General features: G+C 66.7%; 18 protein-coding genes, 1 tRNA gene and 1 pseudogene. 10 read left to right on the forward strand and 10 right to left on the reverse strand.

The genetic code is table 11. From position 1 onward, the window contains the following. Nucleotides 1–113: 3,4-dihydroxy-2-butanone-4-phosphate synthase (locus IU452_RS23515; protein ID WP_195111326.1), on the reverse strand; the 113-nt coding region annotated here is incomplete at its 3' end. A gap of 528 nt (nucleotides 114–641) precedes the next feature. Here IU452_RS23515 and IU452_RS23520 point away from each other — a divergent pair. Both IU452_RS23520 and pnuC read left to right on the forward strand, forming a co-directional pair. Next, a complete protein-coding gene (locus IU452_RS23520; protein ID WP_195111327.1) occupies nucleotides 642–1,280 on the forward strand; it encodes a class I SAM-dependent methyltransferase in 639 nt (212 codons plus the stop codon). Between the two features lie 33 nt (nucleotides 1,281–1,313). Beyond that, a pseudogene (pnuC, locus tag IU452_RS23525) lies at nucleotides 1,314–1,898 on the forward strand (nicotinamide riboside transporter PnuC); the annotation flags it as partial. 41 nt (nucleotides 1,899–1,939) lie between these two features. Here the strand turns inward: pnuC and IU452_RS23530 are convergent. Further along, nucleotides 1,940–2,590: a formylglycine-generating enzyme family protein gene (locus IU452_RS23530; RefSeq protein WP_195111328.1), complete on the reverse strand. Its 651-nt coding sequence runs from the start codon at nucleotides 2,588–2,590 to the stop codon at nucleotides 1,940–1,942. A gap of 36 nt (nucleotides 2,591–2,626) precedes the next feature. Beyond that, the gene (locus IU452_RS23535) at nucleotides 2,627–2,986 is read right to left on the reverse strand and encodes a MerR family transcriptional regulator (RefSeq protein ID WP_195111329.1); all 360 of its coding nucleotides are present in this window, start codon (nucleotides 2,984–2,986) and stop codon (nucleotides 2,627–2,629) included. Between the two features lie 64 nt (nucleotides 2,987–3,050). Here IU452_RS23535 and IU452_RS23540 point away from each other — a divergent pair, with 64 nt between their 5' ends. The 3 genes from IU452_RS23540 to IU452_RS23550 all read left to right on the forward strand — a co-directional run bounded on the left by IU452_RS23540 (nucleotide 3,051) and on the right by IU452_RS23550 (nucleotide 5,865). Beyond that, the gene (locus IU452_RS23540) at nucleotides 3,051–3,848 is read left to right on the forward strand and encodes an aminotransferase class IV family protein (RefSeq protein WP_195111330.1); all 798 of its coding nucleotides are present in this window, start codon (nucleotides 3,051–3,053) and stop codon (nucleotides 3,846–3,848) included. Between the two features lie 109 nt (nucleotides 3,849–3,957). Further along, nucleotides 3,958–4,584: an alpha/beta hydrolase gene (locus IU452_RS23545; protein WP_228818687.1), complete on the forward strand. Its 627-nt coding sequence runs from the start codon at nucleotides 3,958–3,960 to the stop codon at nucleotides 4,582–4,584. A 186-nt stretch (nucleotides 4,585–4,770) separates the two neighbouring features. Continuing rightward, complete coding sequence (locus tag IU452_RS23550) at nucleotides 4,771–5,865, forward strand: lactonase family protein (RefSeq protein ID WP_195111332.1); 1,095 nt, start codon at nucleotides 4,771–4,773, stop codon at nucleotides 5,863–5,865. Between the two features lie 303 nt (nucleotides 5,866–6,168). On the opposite strand, the gene IU452_RS23555 is transcribed toward IU452_RS23550, so the two are convergent. From IU452_RS23555 to IU452_RS23580, 6 genes are all read right to left on the reverse strand, one after another. Then, nucleotides 6,169–6,378, reverse strand: a complete 210-nt coding sequence (locus tag IU452_RS23555; RefSeq protein ID WP_195111333.1) for a hypothetical protein — start codon at nucleotides 6,376–6,378, stop codon at nucleotides 6,169–6,171. A 60-nt stretch (nucleotides 6,379–6,438) separates the two neighbouring features. Next, complete coding sequence (locus IU452_RS23560) at nucleotides 6,439–6,849, reverse strand: DUF7144 family membrane protein (RefSeq protein ID WP_195111334.1); 411 nt, start codon at nucleotides 6,847–6,849, stop codon at nucleotides 6,439–6,441. Between the two features lie 189 nt (nucleotides 6,850–7,038). After that, entirely contained in the window at nucleotides 7,039–7,257 is a 219-nt protein-coding gene (locus IU452_RS23565; RefSeq protein ID WP_195111335.1) for a hypothetical protein, read from the reverse strand. A 53-nt stretch (nucleotides 7,258–7,310) separates the two neighbouring features. Then, entirely contained in the window at nucleotides 7,311–7,736 is a 426-nt protein-coding gene (locus IU452_RS23570; RefSeq protein WP_228818652.1) for a DUF488 domain-containing protein, read from the reverse strand. A 98-nt stretch (nucleotides 7,737–7,834) separates the two neighbouring features. After that, nucleotides 7,835–8,401 carry a hypothetical protein gene (locus tag IU452_RS23575; protein ID WP_195111337.1) on the reverse strand — a complete coding sequence of 189 codons (567 nt, stop codon included), beginning with the start codon at nucleotides 8,399–8,401 and terminating at the stop codon, nucleotides 7,835–7,837. Nucleotides 8,402–9,202: 801 nt separating this feature from the next. Continuing rightward, a tRNA-Arg gene (locus IU452_RS23580) sits at nucleotides 9,203–9,276 on the reverse strand. 186 nt (nucleotides 9,277–9,462) lie between these two features. Between IU452_RS23580 and IU452_RS23585 the strand changes: the two genes are divergently transcribed. From IU452_RS23585 to IU452_RS23600, 4 genes are all read left to right on the forward strand, one after another. Then, nucleotides 9,463–11,499, forward strand: coding sequence for a cytochrome c oxidase assembly protein (locus IU452_RS23585; protein WP_195111338.1), 2,037 nt, complete (start codon nucleotides 9,463–9,465; stop codon nucleotides 11,497–11,499). Between the two features lie 23 nt (nucleotides 11,500–11,522). Further along, nucleotides 11,523–12,452: a threonine/serine dehydratase gene (locus IU452_RS23590; protein ID WP_195111339.1), complete on the forward strand. Its 930-nt coding sequence runs from the start codon at nucleotides 11,523–11,525 to the stop codon at nucleotides 12,450–12,452. A 14-nt stretch (nucleotides 12,453–12,466) separates the two neighbouring features. Continuing rightward, the gene (locus tag IU452_RS23595; RefSeq protein ID WP_195111340.1) at nucleotides 12,467–13,099 is read left to right on the forward strand and encodes a TetR/AcrR family transcriptional regulator; all 633 of its coding nucleotides are present in this window, start codon (nucleotides 12,467–12,469) and stop codon (nucleotides 13,097–13,099) included. Between the two features lie 114 nt (nucleotides 13,100–13,213). After that, the gene (locus tag IU452_RS23600; RefSeq protein WP_195111341.1) at nucleotides 13,214–14,623 is read left to right on the forward strand and encodes a lipase family protein; all 1,410 of its coding nucleotides are present in this window, start codon (nucleotides 13,214–13,216) and stop codon (nucleotides 14,621–14,623) included. Nucleotides 14,624–14,629: 6 nt separating this feature from the next. Here IU452_RS23600 and IU452_RS23605 read toward each other — a convergent pair whose 3' ends face one another. After that, a complete protein-coding gene (locus IU452_RS23605) occupies nucleotides 14,630–15,076 on the reverse strand; it encodes a protease inhibitor I42 family protein (protein WP_195111342.1) in 447 nt (148 codons plus the stop codon). 223 nt (nucleotides 15,077–15,299) lie between these two features. On the opposite strand from IU452_RS23605, the gene IU452_RS23610 reads away from it, so the two are divergent. Beyond that, nucleotides 15,300–15,776 (forward strand): single-stranded DNA-binding protein, encoded by a 477-nt coding sequence (locus IU452_RS23610; RefSeq protein WP_195111343.1) that lies wholly within the window; start codon nucleotides 15,300–15,302, stop codon nucleotides 15,774–15,776. Nucleotides 15,777–15,844 lie beyond the last annotated feature (68 nt).

A 15,844-nucleotide genomic window follows, 5' to 3' on the forward strand; every position in this document is an offset into this window, starting at 1 on the left:
GCGGCGAAGATGAGATCGCCCTCGTTCTCACGGCCCTCGTCGTCGACAACGACAACCGCCTTACCAGCGGCAATATCGGCAACGGCGCGCTCGATGGTGTCGAACCTGGTCACGTCTGCTGTGCTCCCTCCCCAACTTCGACGCCCTCCGAACGATCCCGTCTTGTGATGCGTACTCGCGGTCGGCGTGCATTCCGCCGAAATCGCTGCAGCGGAGTGCTATTCGCTAAAGAGGTCGCACCGGGCGCTTCGAACGGCTCCAGATTAGAACACGTTATATAGGTTTGTCCATCAATGCACATACGCGTCGACGACGAAAAGGGCTGTACGCTGGTGCTTCAACCGCTGTCGGGAGCTAATCGACGCCGTGGTCCCGCCCCGCTAAGACGACGCGTCGCGATGATAGACCTCGCCAGGGGTGTACCATGAATTCTGCTGTGGCACCGAGTCTTTGACTGTGCAGATACCGGCAGCAAACGGCGGGGCGCATGGTGGTGTGATGGTGTCCTCTGCTGGACAGGTGTGGATAACTTGTTCTAGTTTGGATCCGACAGGGTATGGCCGACCCATCGGCCGGAGGGGAGCTTCCAGCCGAAATAGCTCACACCGATTCATTGCAATGTTCGCAGTACCGAGTAAACAATGATCGAGGAAACAATGCAGAATGCGTCCGACGACCGCGTCCAACACAACATCGCTCAGGCCGCCGAGTTCGATTCACTCGCCGAAATCTTCGAGACAACGCCTACCGACGAGGTCCTCGACTCCCGACTGGACGCGATCGTGGCCGCGGGACGGGTGCCCGCGGGCGCGAGGGTTCTCGACGTCGGTTCCGGGGCCGGTGTGCTGGCGAACAGGATCACGAAGATCGTGCCGGACGTCGAGTTGTGGGCATGCGACCTCTCCACAGCCATGGCCGAGGCCGCTCGGCGCAAGGTTTCCTACGCCGAGTACCTGATGGTCGACATCATTGATTTCCCACTCGACCGCGGGCCGTTCGACGCGATCTTCTGCAACGGCATGTTCGGGAACGTCTGGGACCAGGAGGCCGCACTCGGGCGCTGCGCGGAATTGCTTTCCGCCGCAGGGCGGGTGGTGATCAGCCATCCGCTGGGCCGACAATTCGTCGAGGGCCTGCACGCCGCGCAGCCCGAGATCACCCGGCACACGCTTCCCGACGATCGGGGCCTCGCGACGCTGGCGGAACGGACCGGTTTGGCGGTCGAGAGCGTCCGCGACGAGACCGACCTGTATATCGCGGTGCTGCGCCGGGCGAATTGACCCTCGGAGCCGAGGCATCGAGGAGGGGGAAATATGTTCGGCGCCGGATTCGAGCTTTTCGGCGAGCGCATTCTGTGGACGGACCTGATCGGCAATATCTTGTCGTTGGCGGTGCTCTGGCTGGCGATGCGGAAGACGCTGTGGACGTGGTTGTTCCAACTTATCGGGGCACTGCTTCTGCTGGCGGCCTCGCTGTCCATGCATGCACCCGGCAATGCGCTCAAACAGGTGCTGTTCTGTGTGCTGGCCTGCTACGGATGGGTCGCCTGGCGCCGCGGCCGGACGGACGACCACGGGCTGCAGGTGCGGTCGGCGAGCGGCCGCGAGCGACTGTTCCTGCTCGCCGCGCTGGCGGTGGGCACCGTCGCGGTGGCCGAGCTGTTCATGCACCTCACCTGGCTGCACATCGCATGGTCCCCGTGGGCGAACGCCTATGTTTTCGTCGGCGGCGCCGTCGCGACCTTCGCGGAAAGCCGTCTGCTGGTGGACTTCTGGGTGATCTGGATACTCGTCGATGTCGTCGGAGTGCCCCTGTCCCTGAAATCCGGACTGTATGTGTCCGGCGCCGCCTATATCGTCTTCTTCGTCCTGGTTCTGATCGGTTTCCAGCGCTGGCAGCGCGCGCTGAGAAACACATCGGCTCCGAGCCGATCCGCCGATCAGTGCGGTGCTGAACGCGCGATTCGGAATCCGACGTCATCGAGTTGGAGCGTGGGATGGCTGCGGCGGCGCACCGACGCCCGGCAACTCCAATGCTCGTCGAACCACCCGCCGCCGCGAAGCACCCGGTAACTGCCGTACACGTCGGGGTCGTACCTCTCCCAACACCATTCCCAGACATTGCCGAGCATGTCGTACAGCCCCCACGCATTGGGCTGCTTGGTACCGACCTCGTGCACGTGATCCCCGGAATTCCCGCGATACCAGGCAATTTCGTCCAGCCGGCCGTACCTCGGCCCGGTAGTGCCCGCGCGGCACGCGTACTCCCACTCGGCCTCGGTAGGCAGGCGATACCCGTCCGCCGACGCGATTCGGTCGACATCCTCGCCATCGGCCGCGATGCGGTAAGCCGGTGTCAGACCGGCATATTCGGACAACGCATTACAGAAGCGAACCGCGTCGTTCCACGAGACACTGTCCGCAGGCAATCGGTCGCCTCGGGATTGACTCGGCCATTGGCCGGTAACCAGGGCATACTGCGATTGCGTAACCGGAACGACCGCCAACTGGTACGGGTCGACCTCGACCGGCCACCGGCGCTGGGTCCGCCGATCCGAGAGCTCCACCCGCCCCGCCGAGATGTCGACCATCTCGATTCCTACGCGAGCGTTCACAAGCAACTGATGCTACAGATCTCCGCCACCGTCTGCCGACAGGGCGAGCAGACCCGCGAGCGCGGACCGCGCGTGCAGCAGTGCCGAGATCTTATCGTCCATGCCGCGCAACTGGTCTCGCAGAATGGGGGCCGCGCAGTGTTCCAGTTCTGGTCCGGGCCCCTCGACACAGGGAAGGATCTCACGGATAACGGCGGAGGACAGTCCGGCGGCCAGGAGGGAGCGGATGTGGCCGACGATCTCCGGAGCATTCTCGGCGTATCGGCGATGGCCGCCGTTCGATCGATCCGACGTGAGCAGGCCCTGTTCTTCGTAGTAGCGCAGCAGGCGTGGGCTGACACCGGTGACGCGAGCCAGGTCCCCGATCCTCATCACTGCGTGATCCGCCTCACTCTCGCTTGAAACTCACATCCATGTCAGATCCTACGGTACCGATATGACCGATTACGTAGTGCAGCAGAATGGTCGGGCGGTGACCGTCGAGGATCTGGCGCCACTCGCCTTCGCGGGTTACGCCCATTTCACCGCCATGCAAGTGCGTGATCGTCGAGTGCGCGGGCTGGATCTGCATCTGGCGCGACTGCATGCGGCGTCGACGGAGATGTTCGGCCGGACACTGGCCGAGGATCGGGTGCGGTCGTATCTGCGCGCCGCGGTGCGGGCCGGTCGTCCCGATGTCTCCCTGACGGCGATCGTCTATTCCGCCCCAGGCGAATTCACCGCGACCGAGGGGGAACTCCGGATGCTGGTTCGTACCAGCCCGCCCGCCTCCGGTCCCTCCGGCCCGTTGACTCTCGCGACCATCGAACATGAGCGATTTCTACCCGCGGTGAAGCACGTCGGTGAAACGGCCAAGACCTACGCTCTGCGGCGGGCCGTCGGCACGGGCTTCGACGACGCCGCATTCGTCGACCGCCAGGGACGGTTCAGCGAGGCCACGATCTGGAATCTCGCCTTCTGGGACGGCACCGCGGTGCTGTGGCCCGAGGCGCAGATGCTGATCGGGACCACGATGGGGATCGTCCGGCGGCAGTTGGACCGCCTCGGCGTACCGCAGCGCGTCGAGGCGATCACACCCGCCGACGTACCCTCCCTGTCCGGAGCCGTAGTCATGAATTCGTGGACCCCGGGTATCGCAGTTCATCGAATCGGAACCGCGCCCCTGCCCCCGGCTCCGAAGTTCGTCGATCTGCTGCACCGCGCCTACGGGTCGGAACCGCTCACCGAGTTCTGAAGCGGCAGACACATATCGACGGTCTGGGCATTCTCCCCGCATTCCACTTGCCGGACACTCGGTTCAGGGCGTCGGAGCCCGCCGTGGCATGCTCGCCGCCGTGACAGGTATGACGATCCGGTCGGGCGAGCGAGAGCTTGCAGGCGATCTGTACGAGGCGGACGGGGCATCCGCCGGGGTGCTGTTCATCCACGGGTACGAGAGCGCGCGGCGGTCTTACGGGCCACGGGCGGAGGCGGTTCGCGAGCGCCTCGGCCTGACCTGCCTGACGTTCGATCTGAGCGGGCACGGCGATAGCCCCGGAGACCGGGAGGCGATGTCCCGGGAAGTACACCGGCAGGACGTCCTCGCTGCGTATGACGCGCTCGCCGAGCGCGTCGACCGAGTCGGGGTCTGCGGGGCCAGCTACGGTGCGTACCTCGCGTGCGTGCTCCTGGGCGAGCGACCGGTGCAACGCCTCCTGCTGCGTGCGCCTGCCGTGCACGTCGGCGAGCCCCTGCGCCACCTGGTGGACACCGACCTCGCGCTGCACAACCTCGCCGAGTTCTCCGGCCGCACGCTGGTGCTGGAATCGGAGCACGATGAGCTCATCCCGCACAGCGCGATCACGGCGTGTCTGGCGGCCGCCCGGCACGGCACCCATCACATCTTGTCCGGCGCTCGCCACGCCATGTCGGAACCCGCGTGGAAGGCGGCGTTCGTGGCGGAGATCGTCGCGTGGTTCACCGACTTGTGAGCGTCACAGCGTCGAATTATCAAGATACGCATGACATGCGGGCCGGATCGTCCGCTACATGGTGTCGGGTGCTCCTGTGACGACGTCCCGGTAGGATGAGTGGATGATTGCGGCCCGCCGAAAAGCAATCCTGCCGTTGGACTTACGGGATTCCGGCGTGCGAGCACGGTACGTGCGGCGGCGCTGATGTCCACTCCCACGCCGTCCTCCGCCGCCGAGGCTACCCGGGCGGACAAGGTCTATGTCGCCAACAGCGGCCGGGACTTCGACGGCGAGGTCGGCCCGCACAACATCGCGATCTTCACCGTCCGCGCCGACGGCGGCCTGACACCGTTCGGCGATCCGGTGCCCACCGGCCTGGGTGCCCGCAGCCTCGAGTTCGGCCCGAACGGGCGCTTCGCCTATCTCGTCGCCCTCGAGGAGGATGCCGTCTACTCCTACGCGGTGGACCGTGCCGGTGGTCTCACCGGGTTCTCCCCGGTGCCCACCGGCGGGCAGTCCCCGTTCGGCATGGTGGTCGCGCCCGACGGCCGTTCGCTCTACACGGCGGATATCGGCAGCGGTACTGTCTCGGCCTTTCGCGTGCGCGGAAGCGGTGCGCCGGTACTGGCCGGGACCACCCCTACTGGGCAGCCCGATCCACGAAACGTGGTGGTGAGTCGCGACGGCCGGTTCTTGTTCGTCAGCCACGGCTTGCCGGACAGCGCCGGACCGGACGCACTCGTGGTCTTCCCCATCCTGCCCGGCGGCACGCTCGATCGCCCACGGCCACCGGTCGCGATCGGCGGCGGGGGCACCGGGATGGCCCTCACGCCGGACGGCCGTTTCCTCTACATCGCTTGTTCCGGCACCAACGACGTGTACGCGTTCCGTATCCGCCGCAACGGTGCTGTGAATCCGGTTCCGGGGCAGCCGTTCCCCGCCCCACGCACGCCGGAAGGTGTGGCGATCACGCCCGACGGCACGCGCCTCTACGTGACGAGCGTGGCCAGCCAGCCCGAGCCCGACCCCACCGAGGCCGGCATATGGACCTTCGCCATCAGCGACGACGGCGCCCTGACCGCGCTGGGTCCACGGACCGGTTCCGGCCTGGGTCCCGGGGTGGTCGTGACAGCAGACGGCCAGCACCTCTACACCGGTAATTTCTTCGGCAACACCGTCTCGGCATTCACCATCGCCACAGGCCCACCCGAGGAGATCGCCGACTCGCCCTACCCCTCACGGGGAACCGCTCCCGCATTCGACGCCGTCGCGATCCGACCCCGAATGACGAGCGAATAGACACGTCCGACGCACGCAGCTGCCGCGTCGCCCGTCGAACTCCGGGGAGAGGTTAGAGCGGCTGTCTTGGTTCCCAAAAGGCGCCCGAGCCGTTGCATCGACTCGCGGCGTTTCGACGGGGGTGTGACAGACCGCCTCGAGGTAGCCCGCACAATGCGCCTGCGGTTCTCGTTGCCACCGGGCACAGTCCCTCCCCCGGGGTTCGCGAAGGGCGACTACAGACAGCCATCATGTCACGTTTGAGGCTACGAGAAGGTTGGGTAGGTGGGTCTCGGTCGGGTTCGGCAGTAGGTAGCCGATTTCTCACGGACGCGGCGGCAGCAATCCCAGTCCGAGAAGGATGGCAATGATGCTGGCCGGAATCCCGATGACGTTGGCCGCTATCCCGGCCAGGACGCCCACCGCGGTCAGAGCCGCGGAGCCGAGGGCGAGAAGCGCTGGCCCGCCGCCTATCGCGGTCAGAACCGTGGAGCCGATACCGATAAGCGCCGATCCTAGTTCTACCGAGCCCATTGGATGCGCCTTCCTAGAGCGGGTAACGGGGCACTAGCCCTAGTTCCTGTTGCGCGCCGGTCAGACCGCCTCGGCACGCCAGGTGGCGATCGCCCAGATGACGACGACGTCGAGCACGATCACCAGGATCGACCAGGCCGGGTAGTAGGGCAGCCACAGGAAGTTGCCCACGATCGACACGGCCACGAACACCATCGCGGCCACGCGTCCCCATGTGGCACCGATCAGCAGGCCGATCGCCGAGGCGATCATGAGAATCCCGAGCACAATGTGGATCCAGCCCCACCCGGTGGTGTTGAGCTTGTAGATGTAGTCGGAACCGAGCACGAGCAGGTCGTCGTCGGCGACCGCGGAAATACCCTCGAGAATCGACAGCACCCCGACGGTCATCAGCAGGACCGCGGCGGCTATTGATACTCCCGCCGCTATCCCGAACCGCATCGGATGCTCGCTCTGCGAATTGTGTGCCATGGCAGTCCCTCCGTAAGCGGTGTGGAACTCTGCTCGCCGATTGCATCAAATCCGATATTCCCTAGGAACAGTACTTCACAAAGCGTCACGAGCGAACCATTTGTGCAGTTCACGTCATGCGGGCTGTGGGAATGCCGGCCAGCAGCACCCGCCCCACACGATAGGTCTCGGCTTGCCGAGCCGCCTGCATCACCGTGATGGTGTGATGTTGAGCGTGTAGGGGGAGCGGGTGGGAAGGGGCGAATAGTCGAGCACGATCCCGGCGAAGTTTCCCAGCTGCGTCCGGCGGCCGGCGGCGAGGAAACGATCCACGATGCCGCGCTGATCGAGCAGTAGCACCTCGGCACCCCCGCGATACAACTCCGCGGCGGGTGTCAGGCCGGTGGGTTCGGCCCCCGCCACGATCACCGGGGCCGCGGCTTCTTCTGTCGATATGTCCGGCTCTCCTGCGCGACGAGGGGCTAGGTAGTGCGGGCCAGTGTGCGGGTGACGTCGTAGGCGAGCAGATCGCCGTCGACGCGGGCCTCGGGGCGTGGCACGTGCGGTTCGAGTTCGCCGTCGTGGGTCAGGTGGAGCACCTGGGCGCCGCGGATCAGCATGGCGGCGTCGGCGACCATGCGCCGGTGGCATCGCTCCCAGCGGGCTTCGGCGCACATGATGGCGGTGTTGGTCGAGGCTGCCTGGTGGAGCACGTCGTCCAGGGCGTGCCAGAACGGCGATGTGCGCTTCGCCCTCCCGGATTCGGAGCCTGCCGGCCGCCGGTGTGTTTTCGTGACCGCCTTCCTTGCCGCCGGACCCGAGTCGGCGGAACCGGTACGGCCGGAGAAGGTGGACAGGGTGGCGGGGATGGTCGATATCGGTTGTGCCACTGATACTTTGGGGCTCATCCAAGCACTGACTCCGTAACACATCGGATAGGGGATGAACGACATCTGAAAGGTCCCGTCACCACTGTGTGGCGACGGGACCACCCGGGTTTGCGGACTTATCCGGGCGCTATGGTGAAGTCACCCTCGAATGTCAGACTGCGGATGCCCTCGCCCTTGCATGCGGTGAGATCAGGGTTGGGCGCGGCCAGCGTCTCCACCGCCGGCTGACCCTCGAACTGACCACTCACGATCGTCCCGGTGTTCTGCAGGACGGTGGTGCCTTCTCCTCGGACTACCGTCCTGGTGGTGCTGCGGAACGTGCTCTTGCTGCCGTCACTCCAGCGGATGGTGGCCTCCACTTGGGTCGCACCCGGGGCAGTCAGCTCTAGGCAGCTTCTGGGCTGAGTGGACTTGTCCTCGCTCTCCCCCCAGATGATGGTCGTACCCACTCCGAGGCAGGGAACGGGCACATCGGCCTCGGTGCCAAGCCCCCGCGTGACGGTGGCTTTCGTCTCACGCACTGTGTTGGTCAGCGGTGGATCGTATGTCACGTCCTGCGTTTCCGTACAGGTCAAGAACGCTGGGAAATCTGCGGCTGCGGTGGACGCGGGGACCGCCACGGCGGCCGTGCCAGCGAGTCCGGCGGCCGCGACGACAGCAGCGGCGATTTTCTTGGTGCTCATTGTTTTTCCTTTTTGATGCACCCAGATGAGGTGGCTCGGATGTTGGGTGCAGGCCGTGCTCTACACCGGCCTTCACTCGCGGCGGGCCGGATGCACCGTTCTCGCCGTGCAGATGCCACGGCCCCCGGTGTCTGTTCGAGTGCGCCGGGTGCGGCGTACCACCGATGATGTGAATCGAGCTGTCGGCGGTACCAGGTCGCGTACCGGACTATCGCAGCAGCAACAATCGTGTTACTCAGATCACATTCAATACGAAGCGCCGAGAGTGCTGACCAGCGACACTTCAGCCGAGGGCGGTGACCCGAACCCCCTGAATGCGGTGAGATACAACGATTCCGACGGCTGACAGGGGGCGCGGGCGAGCCGATCACCTTCGATCGTCATTGCCACGCGCGTCTGTTCACTCACGCTAGGGGTGTTCGCCTTCGCAGGGAGGCTCGGACAGGGGTATTTGCCGGGTAGATGCTGCCCCGGAGAAGCTTTTGGCGTGTCGTCCCTGGCGTGTCGAGGGATCAGTGTCTGGCGGGCGCGGGAACCGGCTGGTTGTGAGCCTGCGATTTCGGACCATCCGGCTCCGGGCCGAAGTCGAATGTTTAAAGCGTGCTTTGGGGGTGTAACCACACCCCTGAGCGCGTCGGCTGTTCGGTCGAGTTCCTGCCGTGCCGAGGGCGGGGTGATCGATGGTCCGGCGAGCGATCGGAGAGGAGGAGCCGGGTGCAGAGTCTGACGCTGGGACCTGCGGTCCCGACTCTCCATGTCTTCTCCACGCGCCATTTGCCATAAGGCAGACAGCGTTGTACGTGCCCCCGGCAGGAATCGAACCTGCGACCTAGGGATTAGAAGGCCCTTGCTCTATCCAACTGAGCTACGGAGGCAAAGCAGGCACCACACACCATGCCGCGTTCTCGGCACAGTGTCCAGCGAGTTGATTATAGCGACCGTCCAGGTCGATCCTGGTTCTCGGTGAGCAATCGCGCCGCATGTCAGGTGGGTCACAAACCCGGTTCGGCGAGGATCAGGGTGGGGGATCGCGAGGCCCGTGACCGAACTAGGCTGAATCCATGTCGTCACCGCAGGACCCGTCCGTCGAACCTGACAATCAGGAAACCCGGTCGGAGTCGGGGACGACGTTCGCAATTCTGACGGCCGTCGCGGTGGCCGTCGCGGCCCTGGTCGCCCCGCTGGTGGTGGGCCTGTCGGCGGCGCACGCACTGACCCTGCTCGGCATTCCCGATCCGGGCCCGCTCACCACCTACGGTCTGCCCGCGGTCCGGGCCGTTGCCGACCTGGCCGGGGCACTGGCGATCGGATCGCTGCTGTTCTCCGCCTTCCTGACACCGCCCCAGCACAGCGGCCTGCTCGACGTGGGCGGTTACCGTGCGCTGCGGCGAGCCGGGAACGCCGCGTTCGTCTGGGCGGTCGCGGCCGTGCTGCTGGTGCCGCTGACGCTGTCGGACACCACCGGGCAACCCGTCGGCAGCATCCTTCGCCCAGAACAGATCTGGCATGCCATCCCCAAGGTGGAGGTCGCCGGGTCTTGGCGGGCAACGGCTTTCCTGGCGATCGCGCTGGCGATCGGGTGCCGACTGGCCCTGCGCTGGGGCTGGACGCCGGTGCTGTTCGGACTGTCGCTGCTGTGCCTGATGCCGGTGGCGTTGACCGGACACTCCTCCTCTGGCGGCGCCCACGATGTCGCGACCAACAGCCTGATCCTGCATCTGGTCGGGATGGCGGTGTGGGTCGGTGGCTTGTTCGCCGTGCTGGCCTATGCGCTGCGCGGGGGTGTGCACACCGGCCTGGCGGCGCGACGCTTCTCGATCGTCGCGACCTGCGCGTTCGTGGTCGTCGCGGCCAGCGGCGTGATCAATGCGTGGGTGCGGGTGCCGTGGAGTGAGCTGTTCACCACCACCTACGGGCAGTTGGTGATCGGCAAGACGCTGGCCCTGTGCGCGCTCGGCCTGATCGGATTCCTGCAGCGCCGCAAGTCGATTCCGGCGCTGGCCGCCGACCCGCGCGACCGCTCGGCGCTCATCGGTTATGCCGGTGTGGAGATATTGGTGTTCGCCGCCACCGTCGGGCTCGCGGTCGGCCTCGGTCGCACGCCGCCGCCGGATCTGCGCCGCATCCCCTCGCCCGCCGAGGTGGAGCTCGGCTACGACCTGGCCGGGCCGCCGACGGTGACGCGCATCCTGTTCGACTGGCGCTTCGATCTGATCTTCGGAACGCTGTCCCTCGTGCTCGCGCTGCTGTATCTGGCCGGGGTGCGCCGATTGCGCGCCCGCGGCGACGCCTGGCCGGTCGGCCGTACCGTCTCCTGGTTGTGCGGTTGTGCGGTGTTGTTGATTGCCACCAGTTCCGGCGTGGGCCGCTACGCCCCGGCCATGTTCAGCGTGCACATGTCCCAGCACATGCTGCTGTCGATGCTGGCGCCGATCCTGTTCGCGCTGGGCGGCCCGGTGCTGCTGTCGCTGCGGGCGCTGCCCGCGGCCGGCCGTGACGCCCCGCCCGGCCCCCGGGAATGGATTCTGGCCGCGGTGCACAATCCGGTGTCGCGGTTCCTGACTCAGCCGGTGATCGCCTCGGCCCTGTTCGTCGCCGGCTTCTATGCGCTGTATCTGGGCGGGATCTTCGACAGGGTGCTGGATCAGCACGGCGCCCATCTGGCGATGAATCTGCACTTCCTGGTGTCGGGATACCTTTTCTACTGGGTGGTGCTGGGCATCGACCCCAAACCCCGTCAGGTACAACCCTTGACGAAGGTCGGCATGGTGTTCGGTTCGCTGCCGTTCCACGCCTTCTTCGGTGTCGCGTTGATGAGCATGACCACGGTGATGGGCGGCTGGTTCTATCGCTCCCTCGGCCTGAGCTGGAACTCCGATCTGCTCGGCGACCAGCACACCGGCGGCAGCCTGGCCTGGGCCAGCGGTGAGATTCCGCTGGTGGTGGTGATGTTGGCGCTGCTGGTGCAGTGGTCGCGCAGCGATCATCGGCTGGCACAGCGATTGGACCGCGCCGCCGACCGCGATCACGACGCCGCCCTGGCCGCCCACAACGCCATGTTCCAGGAGCTGGCCAAGCGGGACCGGGGGGCTCGGTGACCGCGGTGCCCCCGTCGCGAAAAATGAAGCGGCTCTATCGTTCCGACGTGCGCGCGGCGAAATTGCGCCTGGGACATCGGGTCCGGGTGACACCGATGTTCCACACCGAGGTGACCGGCCCGCACGGACCGGTCAAGGTGTCGTTCAAACTCGAATATCTGCAGCACGGCGGCACCTTCAAGGTGCGCGGCAGTTTGAACGCCCTGCTCGAGGCGCGCGAGGACCGGCGGCCGGTGGTCATCGCCTCCGGCGGCAATGCCGGCATCGCGGCCGCGCTGGCCTGCGCCGTGCTGGGGCGCCCGTGCACCGTGGTGGTCCCGGAATCGGCGCCCCACACCAAGGTGGCCGCCATGTGGGCCTACGGTGCCGAAGTGCTCTGGCACGGAACGACTTACGCCGAGGCGCACCGCTACGCCGACGAACTCACCGAGGAACGCGGCGCGGTGCAACTGCACGCCTACGACCTGCCCGCCGTCGTGGCCGGGGCCGGTGTGGTGGGCCTGGAGATCGAACGCCAGGTCCGCGGCCGCCCGCCGGTGCTGGTGGCCGTCGGCGGCGGTGGTCTGGCGGCGGGGATCGCCGCGGCCCTCGGCGGCCGCGGGCACGTGGTCGGGGTGGAGCCCAAGGGCGCCCCGACCCTGCATTCGGCCCTCGCGGCGGGCCGTGCCGTCGACGTCCACGTCAACAGCATTGCCGCGGATGCCCTGGGCGCCACCAGAATCGGCGGCATCGCCTTCGAAGTAGCCCAGCGCTACCGGATGGGCTCGGTCCTGGTCACCGACGACGCCATCGCGATGGCCCGCGAATACCTGTGGCGCGAATTCCGCATCGTGGTCGAACCGGCGGGTGCGACGGCGCTGGCGGCAATTCAGAGCGGTGCCTACGTGCCCGAACCGGGGGAGCGGCCGGTGGTCGTGCTGTGCGGGGCGAATACCGATCCGGCCACGCTCTAGAGCTAGTGTGAGGCGTGACGACTGATTCGACCTCGCGCCCGCGGCGTACCCAGGAGGAACGCCGGGCGGCCACGGTGGCCAAGTTGATCGACGCCACCATCCAGGCGATCGGCGAACTCGGCTATCACCGCACCACGGTCCAGGAGATCTGCGAGCGTGCCGGGTTGTCGGTGGGCGCGATGTTCCGTCAGTTCGAGGGCCGTCTGGATCTGATCGTCGCCACCGCGGAAGAGATCGTCGCCCGCCAGCTGGCCGTATTCCGCGCGCTGCTCGCCGAGGTCGGCGAAGGTACCGACGCACTCGCGTCGGCGCTGCGCTTCCTGCGCGACGCGCAACGTTCCGCGCCCGCGATCGCGCTGCGCGAGGTGTTCGTCGCGGCCCGCTCCGATCGCGAACTGCACGCGCGGATCACCCCGGCGGTCGGCCGGATGTACGCGGCCATGCTGGCGGAGGTCGAAGGCTCCGGGTTGCTGCGGCGTTTCCCCGAGCATGTGCGGGAGCCGCTGTTTTTCACTGCGCTGCATGTGTTCTCGGGTCAGGCCGTGGTGCGGGGTGTCTACGATCGGCCGGATCTCGACGAGTCGGTTCTCGACATGGTCCTCCAACTGGTGACCACGTACGAGGCGGTATTCGATCCGCAAAAGTGACCGTTGACACACCCGCTCATCGCGCCGTAGATTGCTCCTCAACTTAGAGAGGAAAAGTTCTCTTTTTAGATTTTCGGCCCGCGTAGCGTGCCGAATGCTCATCGAGGAGTTCCCATGGCCGCGGCACTCGGCTTCCGCACTGTCCTCGCCCACACCACCCTGGCGTTGGCCGCCGGTCTGGCCCTGGCGGCATGCCCGGCCGTCGTGCCTGTGGCGGTCGCCGATCCGGTGCCCGTGGCGCCCCCACTGCCGTTTCCCGTTCCGCCCGCCCCGCCGTACCTGGATCCGGCCTTCTACCAACCGGATCCGGCTCGCGTGGCCGCCGCGCAGCCGGGGGAGATCCTGGCGGCCCGGCGGGTCAATCTCGCGAATTTCTGGCTGATCCCGCTCAATGTCAATGCCTGGCAGCTGTCGTACCGAAGCACCAACACACGCGGGGAACCGATCGCGGCGGTGGCGACGGTGATCGTGCCTCACCGCCCACCCGCGACCGGACAGCGCAGCCTGCTGTCGTTCCAGTTCGCCGAGGACTCGCTGTCGATCAACTGCGCCCCGTCGTACGCATTGCAGATGGGGTCGCTGCCGAACCCGCTCAACAACGTGATCCAGCTCGAATTCGTGGAGGTCCAGGCGATGTTGCAGCTGGGCCACGCGGTGGTCGTGCCCGATCACGAGGGTCCGAACGGCGCGTATGCGGTCGGTCCGCTCGGGGCTCGCATCACCCTCGACGGAATTCGTGCGGCGGAGAACTTCGAGCAGGCGGGGCTCTCCGGAGCCGCTACCCGTGTCGCGCTGTGGGGATATTCCGGTGGCGCCATTCCCACCTCGCACGCCGCCGAGCTGCAGCCCGAGTATGCGCCCGAACTGAACCTGGTCGGCTCCGCGGTCGGCGGGCTCATGGCCGATATTCGCGACGCCGTCGACTACAACAACGGCACGTCGACGTTCGGCGGGGCGGTGCTCGGCGGGCTGTTCGGTGTGGCGCGGGAGTATCCGGAGGTCAACGCGTTCATCGACCGGTACATGAATCCGCTCGGTAAGACGGTGCGGCTGGCCCACGAGAACCAATGCGTCGCACTGCAATTCGCGGCATTCCCGTTCGTGAACATCAAGGGCCTGTTCGACTATCCCGGCGACCCGCTGATGGCGCCCGAGGTGCAGGGCGTGCTGAACGAACTCGCCCTCGGCAATCGCACGCCGGATGCTCCGGTGTACATCTACCAGTCACCGTTCGACGAGGTCATGCCGATCAACTCGGTCGACCGGCTCTACGACACCTATTGCAGGACCGGAACCGCCCGCGTCGCCTACACCCGGGATCTGTTGAGCGAGCACGGCATTGCCGCGGTGTCCGGCACCGCCAGCGCCGCCCTGTGGCTGAACGACCGCCTCAACGGCGTCCCGGCGCCCGAGGGCTGCCGCAACCGCGACGTCCTCACCCAATTCGCCGACCCCGGCGCCGTGGCCGCCTTCGCCAATGCCATCGGGCAGACCCTGGCCTCGGCCCTCGGCATGCCGGTCTGAGCCGTATCAGCGGACGGTGACGGTCACCTTCCACGTCTTCACCGACTGAATGCACATGGTCCCCGGCCGCGGTTCGCAGCGCTGATACGCCTCGATATCGACCGTGCCGGGACCGTTGGCGGTGAAGGTGGCCGTGGCCGACCCGTCCGGACGGGTGTCGCCGGCCGTACGATGCAGGACGCCGTCGACACCGGCGTCCGGCCGGCTCCACAGCCAGCCGTACCCGTCGTCGGCGTCGCCCGCGAGCCGCACCGCGATCACATCGCCGACCTGCAGGTCGACCGATCGCCCGTTGTCGGATTCGGTGACGGTCTGCAAGGTTGTCTCATTTCCCACCGGCCGCACCGAATCCTCGATCGGCCCGAACACGACAAACCCGACGGCGACCAGCGCGGCCGCCACGGCCGCAACCGACCGAGCAGCCGCCCCCGCCCTCTTCTTCGTGGCTGTCATGGCCCTCCAGCATATCCACCGCAGCGTGTGGGCGATGGGACTGTGGCCGATCTTGTCCACAAGCGGAGGGTTGTCCACAAAAGTCGAATTCGGGCTTCCGGGGCGGGTGGGGCCGGGAGAGGCTTGGACGTGTTCCCCCGAGCCGAGGGGGTTGCGGTTCACGGGAACACGCGGGATCAGTCTGCGCCAAGTATCGCGACGTCGAAATGTCAAGGGTGGAATCATGTATGAGTCTCATATCGCCGTTATCGGCAATGTGGTCACGCATCCGGTGCGGCGCATTCTTCCGGGTGGCGAGCAGGTGGTGTCGTTCCGTATGGCGAGTACGGCGCGGCGCTACGACCGCGACAGCGGCGAGTGGGTGGACGGCGGGACGTTGTTTCTCACCGTCAACTGCTGGCGCCGGCTGGTGGCGGGGGTCGACGCCTCGCTGCGCCGCGGCGATCCGATCATCGCCTACGGCCAGCTGCGCACCACCGAGTACCGCACCCGCAACGGCATGGAACGGCGTGACCTGGAGATGCTGGCCGCCGCGCTCGGCCCGGACCTCGGACGCTGCTCGGCGGCGGTGGTGCGGCACGGTCCCAGGAACTCTGCGGACAAGTCGGACGTTGGACCGGGGGTGGGTCGCGGGGAGGAGCGCCCGGCCGCCGAACAGCAGGGTGTCGGCACGTCCGCAGACGAACTCCGAACCGCCTGAACCCGCAGGTTCGCGCGCCGCGCTGCCGACCGGCGGTGGGGCGGAATCAGAAAACCACTTACCGATAG

It is taken from the genome of Nocardia transvalensis (genome assembly GCF_015477765.1).
Classification (GTDB): domain Bacteria; phylum Actinomycetota; class Actinomycetes; order Mycobacteriales; family Mycobacteriaceae; genus Nocardia; species Nocardia transvalensis_A.

Bases quoted from the DNA above. Each gene is read 5' to 3' on its own strand.
- IU452_RS23520 (WP_195111327.1), top strand. From the start codon at position 642: ATGATCGAGGAAACAATGCAGAATGCGTCCGACGACCGCGTCCAACAC.
- IU452_RS23530 (WP_195111328.1), bottom strand. From the start codon at position 2,590: ATGGTCGACATCTCGGCGGGGCGGGTGGAGCTCTCGGATCGGCGGACC.
- IU452_RS23535 (WP_195111329.1), bottom strand. From the start codon at position 2,986: ATGAGGATCGGGGACCTGGCTCGCGTCACCGGTGTCAGCCCACGCCTG.
- IU452_RS23540 (WP_195111330.1), top strand. From the start codon at position 3,051: ATGACCGATTACGTAGTGCAGCAGAATGGTCGGGCGGTGACCGTCGAG.
- IU452_RS23545 (WP_228818687.1), top strand. From the start codon at position 3,958: ATGACGATCCGGTCGGGCGAGCGAGAGCTTGCAGGCGATCTGTACGAG.
- IU452_RS23550 (WP_195111332.1), top strand. From the start codon at position 4,771: ATGTCCACTCCCACGCCGTCCTCCGCCGCCGAGGCTACCCGGGCGGAC.
- IU452_RS23555 (WP_195111333.1), bottom strand. From the start codon at position 6,378: ATGGGCTCGGTAGAACTAGGATCGGCGCTTATCGGTATCGGCTCCACG.
- IU452_RS23560 (WP_195111334.1), bottom strand. From the start codon at position 6,849: ATGGCACACAATTCGCAGAGCGAGCATCCGATGCGGTTCGGGATAGCG.
- IU452_RS23570 (WP_228818652.1), bottom strand. From the start codon at position 7,736: ATGAGCCCCAAAGTATCAGTGGCACAACCGATATCGACCATCCCCGCC.
- IU452_RS23575 (WP_195111337.1), bottom strand. From the start codon at position 8,401: ATGAGCACCAAGAAAATCGCCGCTGCTGTCGTCGCGGCCGCCGGACTC.
- IU452_RS23585 (WP_195111338.1), top strand. From the start codon at position 9,463: ATGTCGTCACCGCAGGACCCGTCCGTCGAACCTGACAATCAGGAAACC.
- IU452_RS23590 (WP_195111339.1), top strand. From the start codon at position 11,523: ATGAAGCGGCTCTATCGTTCCGACGTGCGCGCGGCGAAATTGCGCCTG.
- IU452_RS23600 (WP_195111341.1), top strand. From the start codon at position 13,214: ATGGCCGCGGCACTCGGCTTCCGCACTGTCCTCGCCCACACCACCCTG.
- IU452_RS23605 (WP_195111342.1), bottom strand. From the start codon at position 15,076: ATGACAGCCACGAAGAAGAGGGCGGGGGCGGCTGCTCGGTCGGTTGCG.
- IU452_RS23610 (WP_195111343.1), top strand. From the start codon at position 15,300: ATGTATGAGTCTCATATCGCCGTTATCGGCAATGTGGTCACGCATCCG.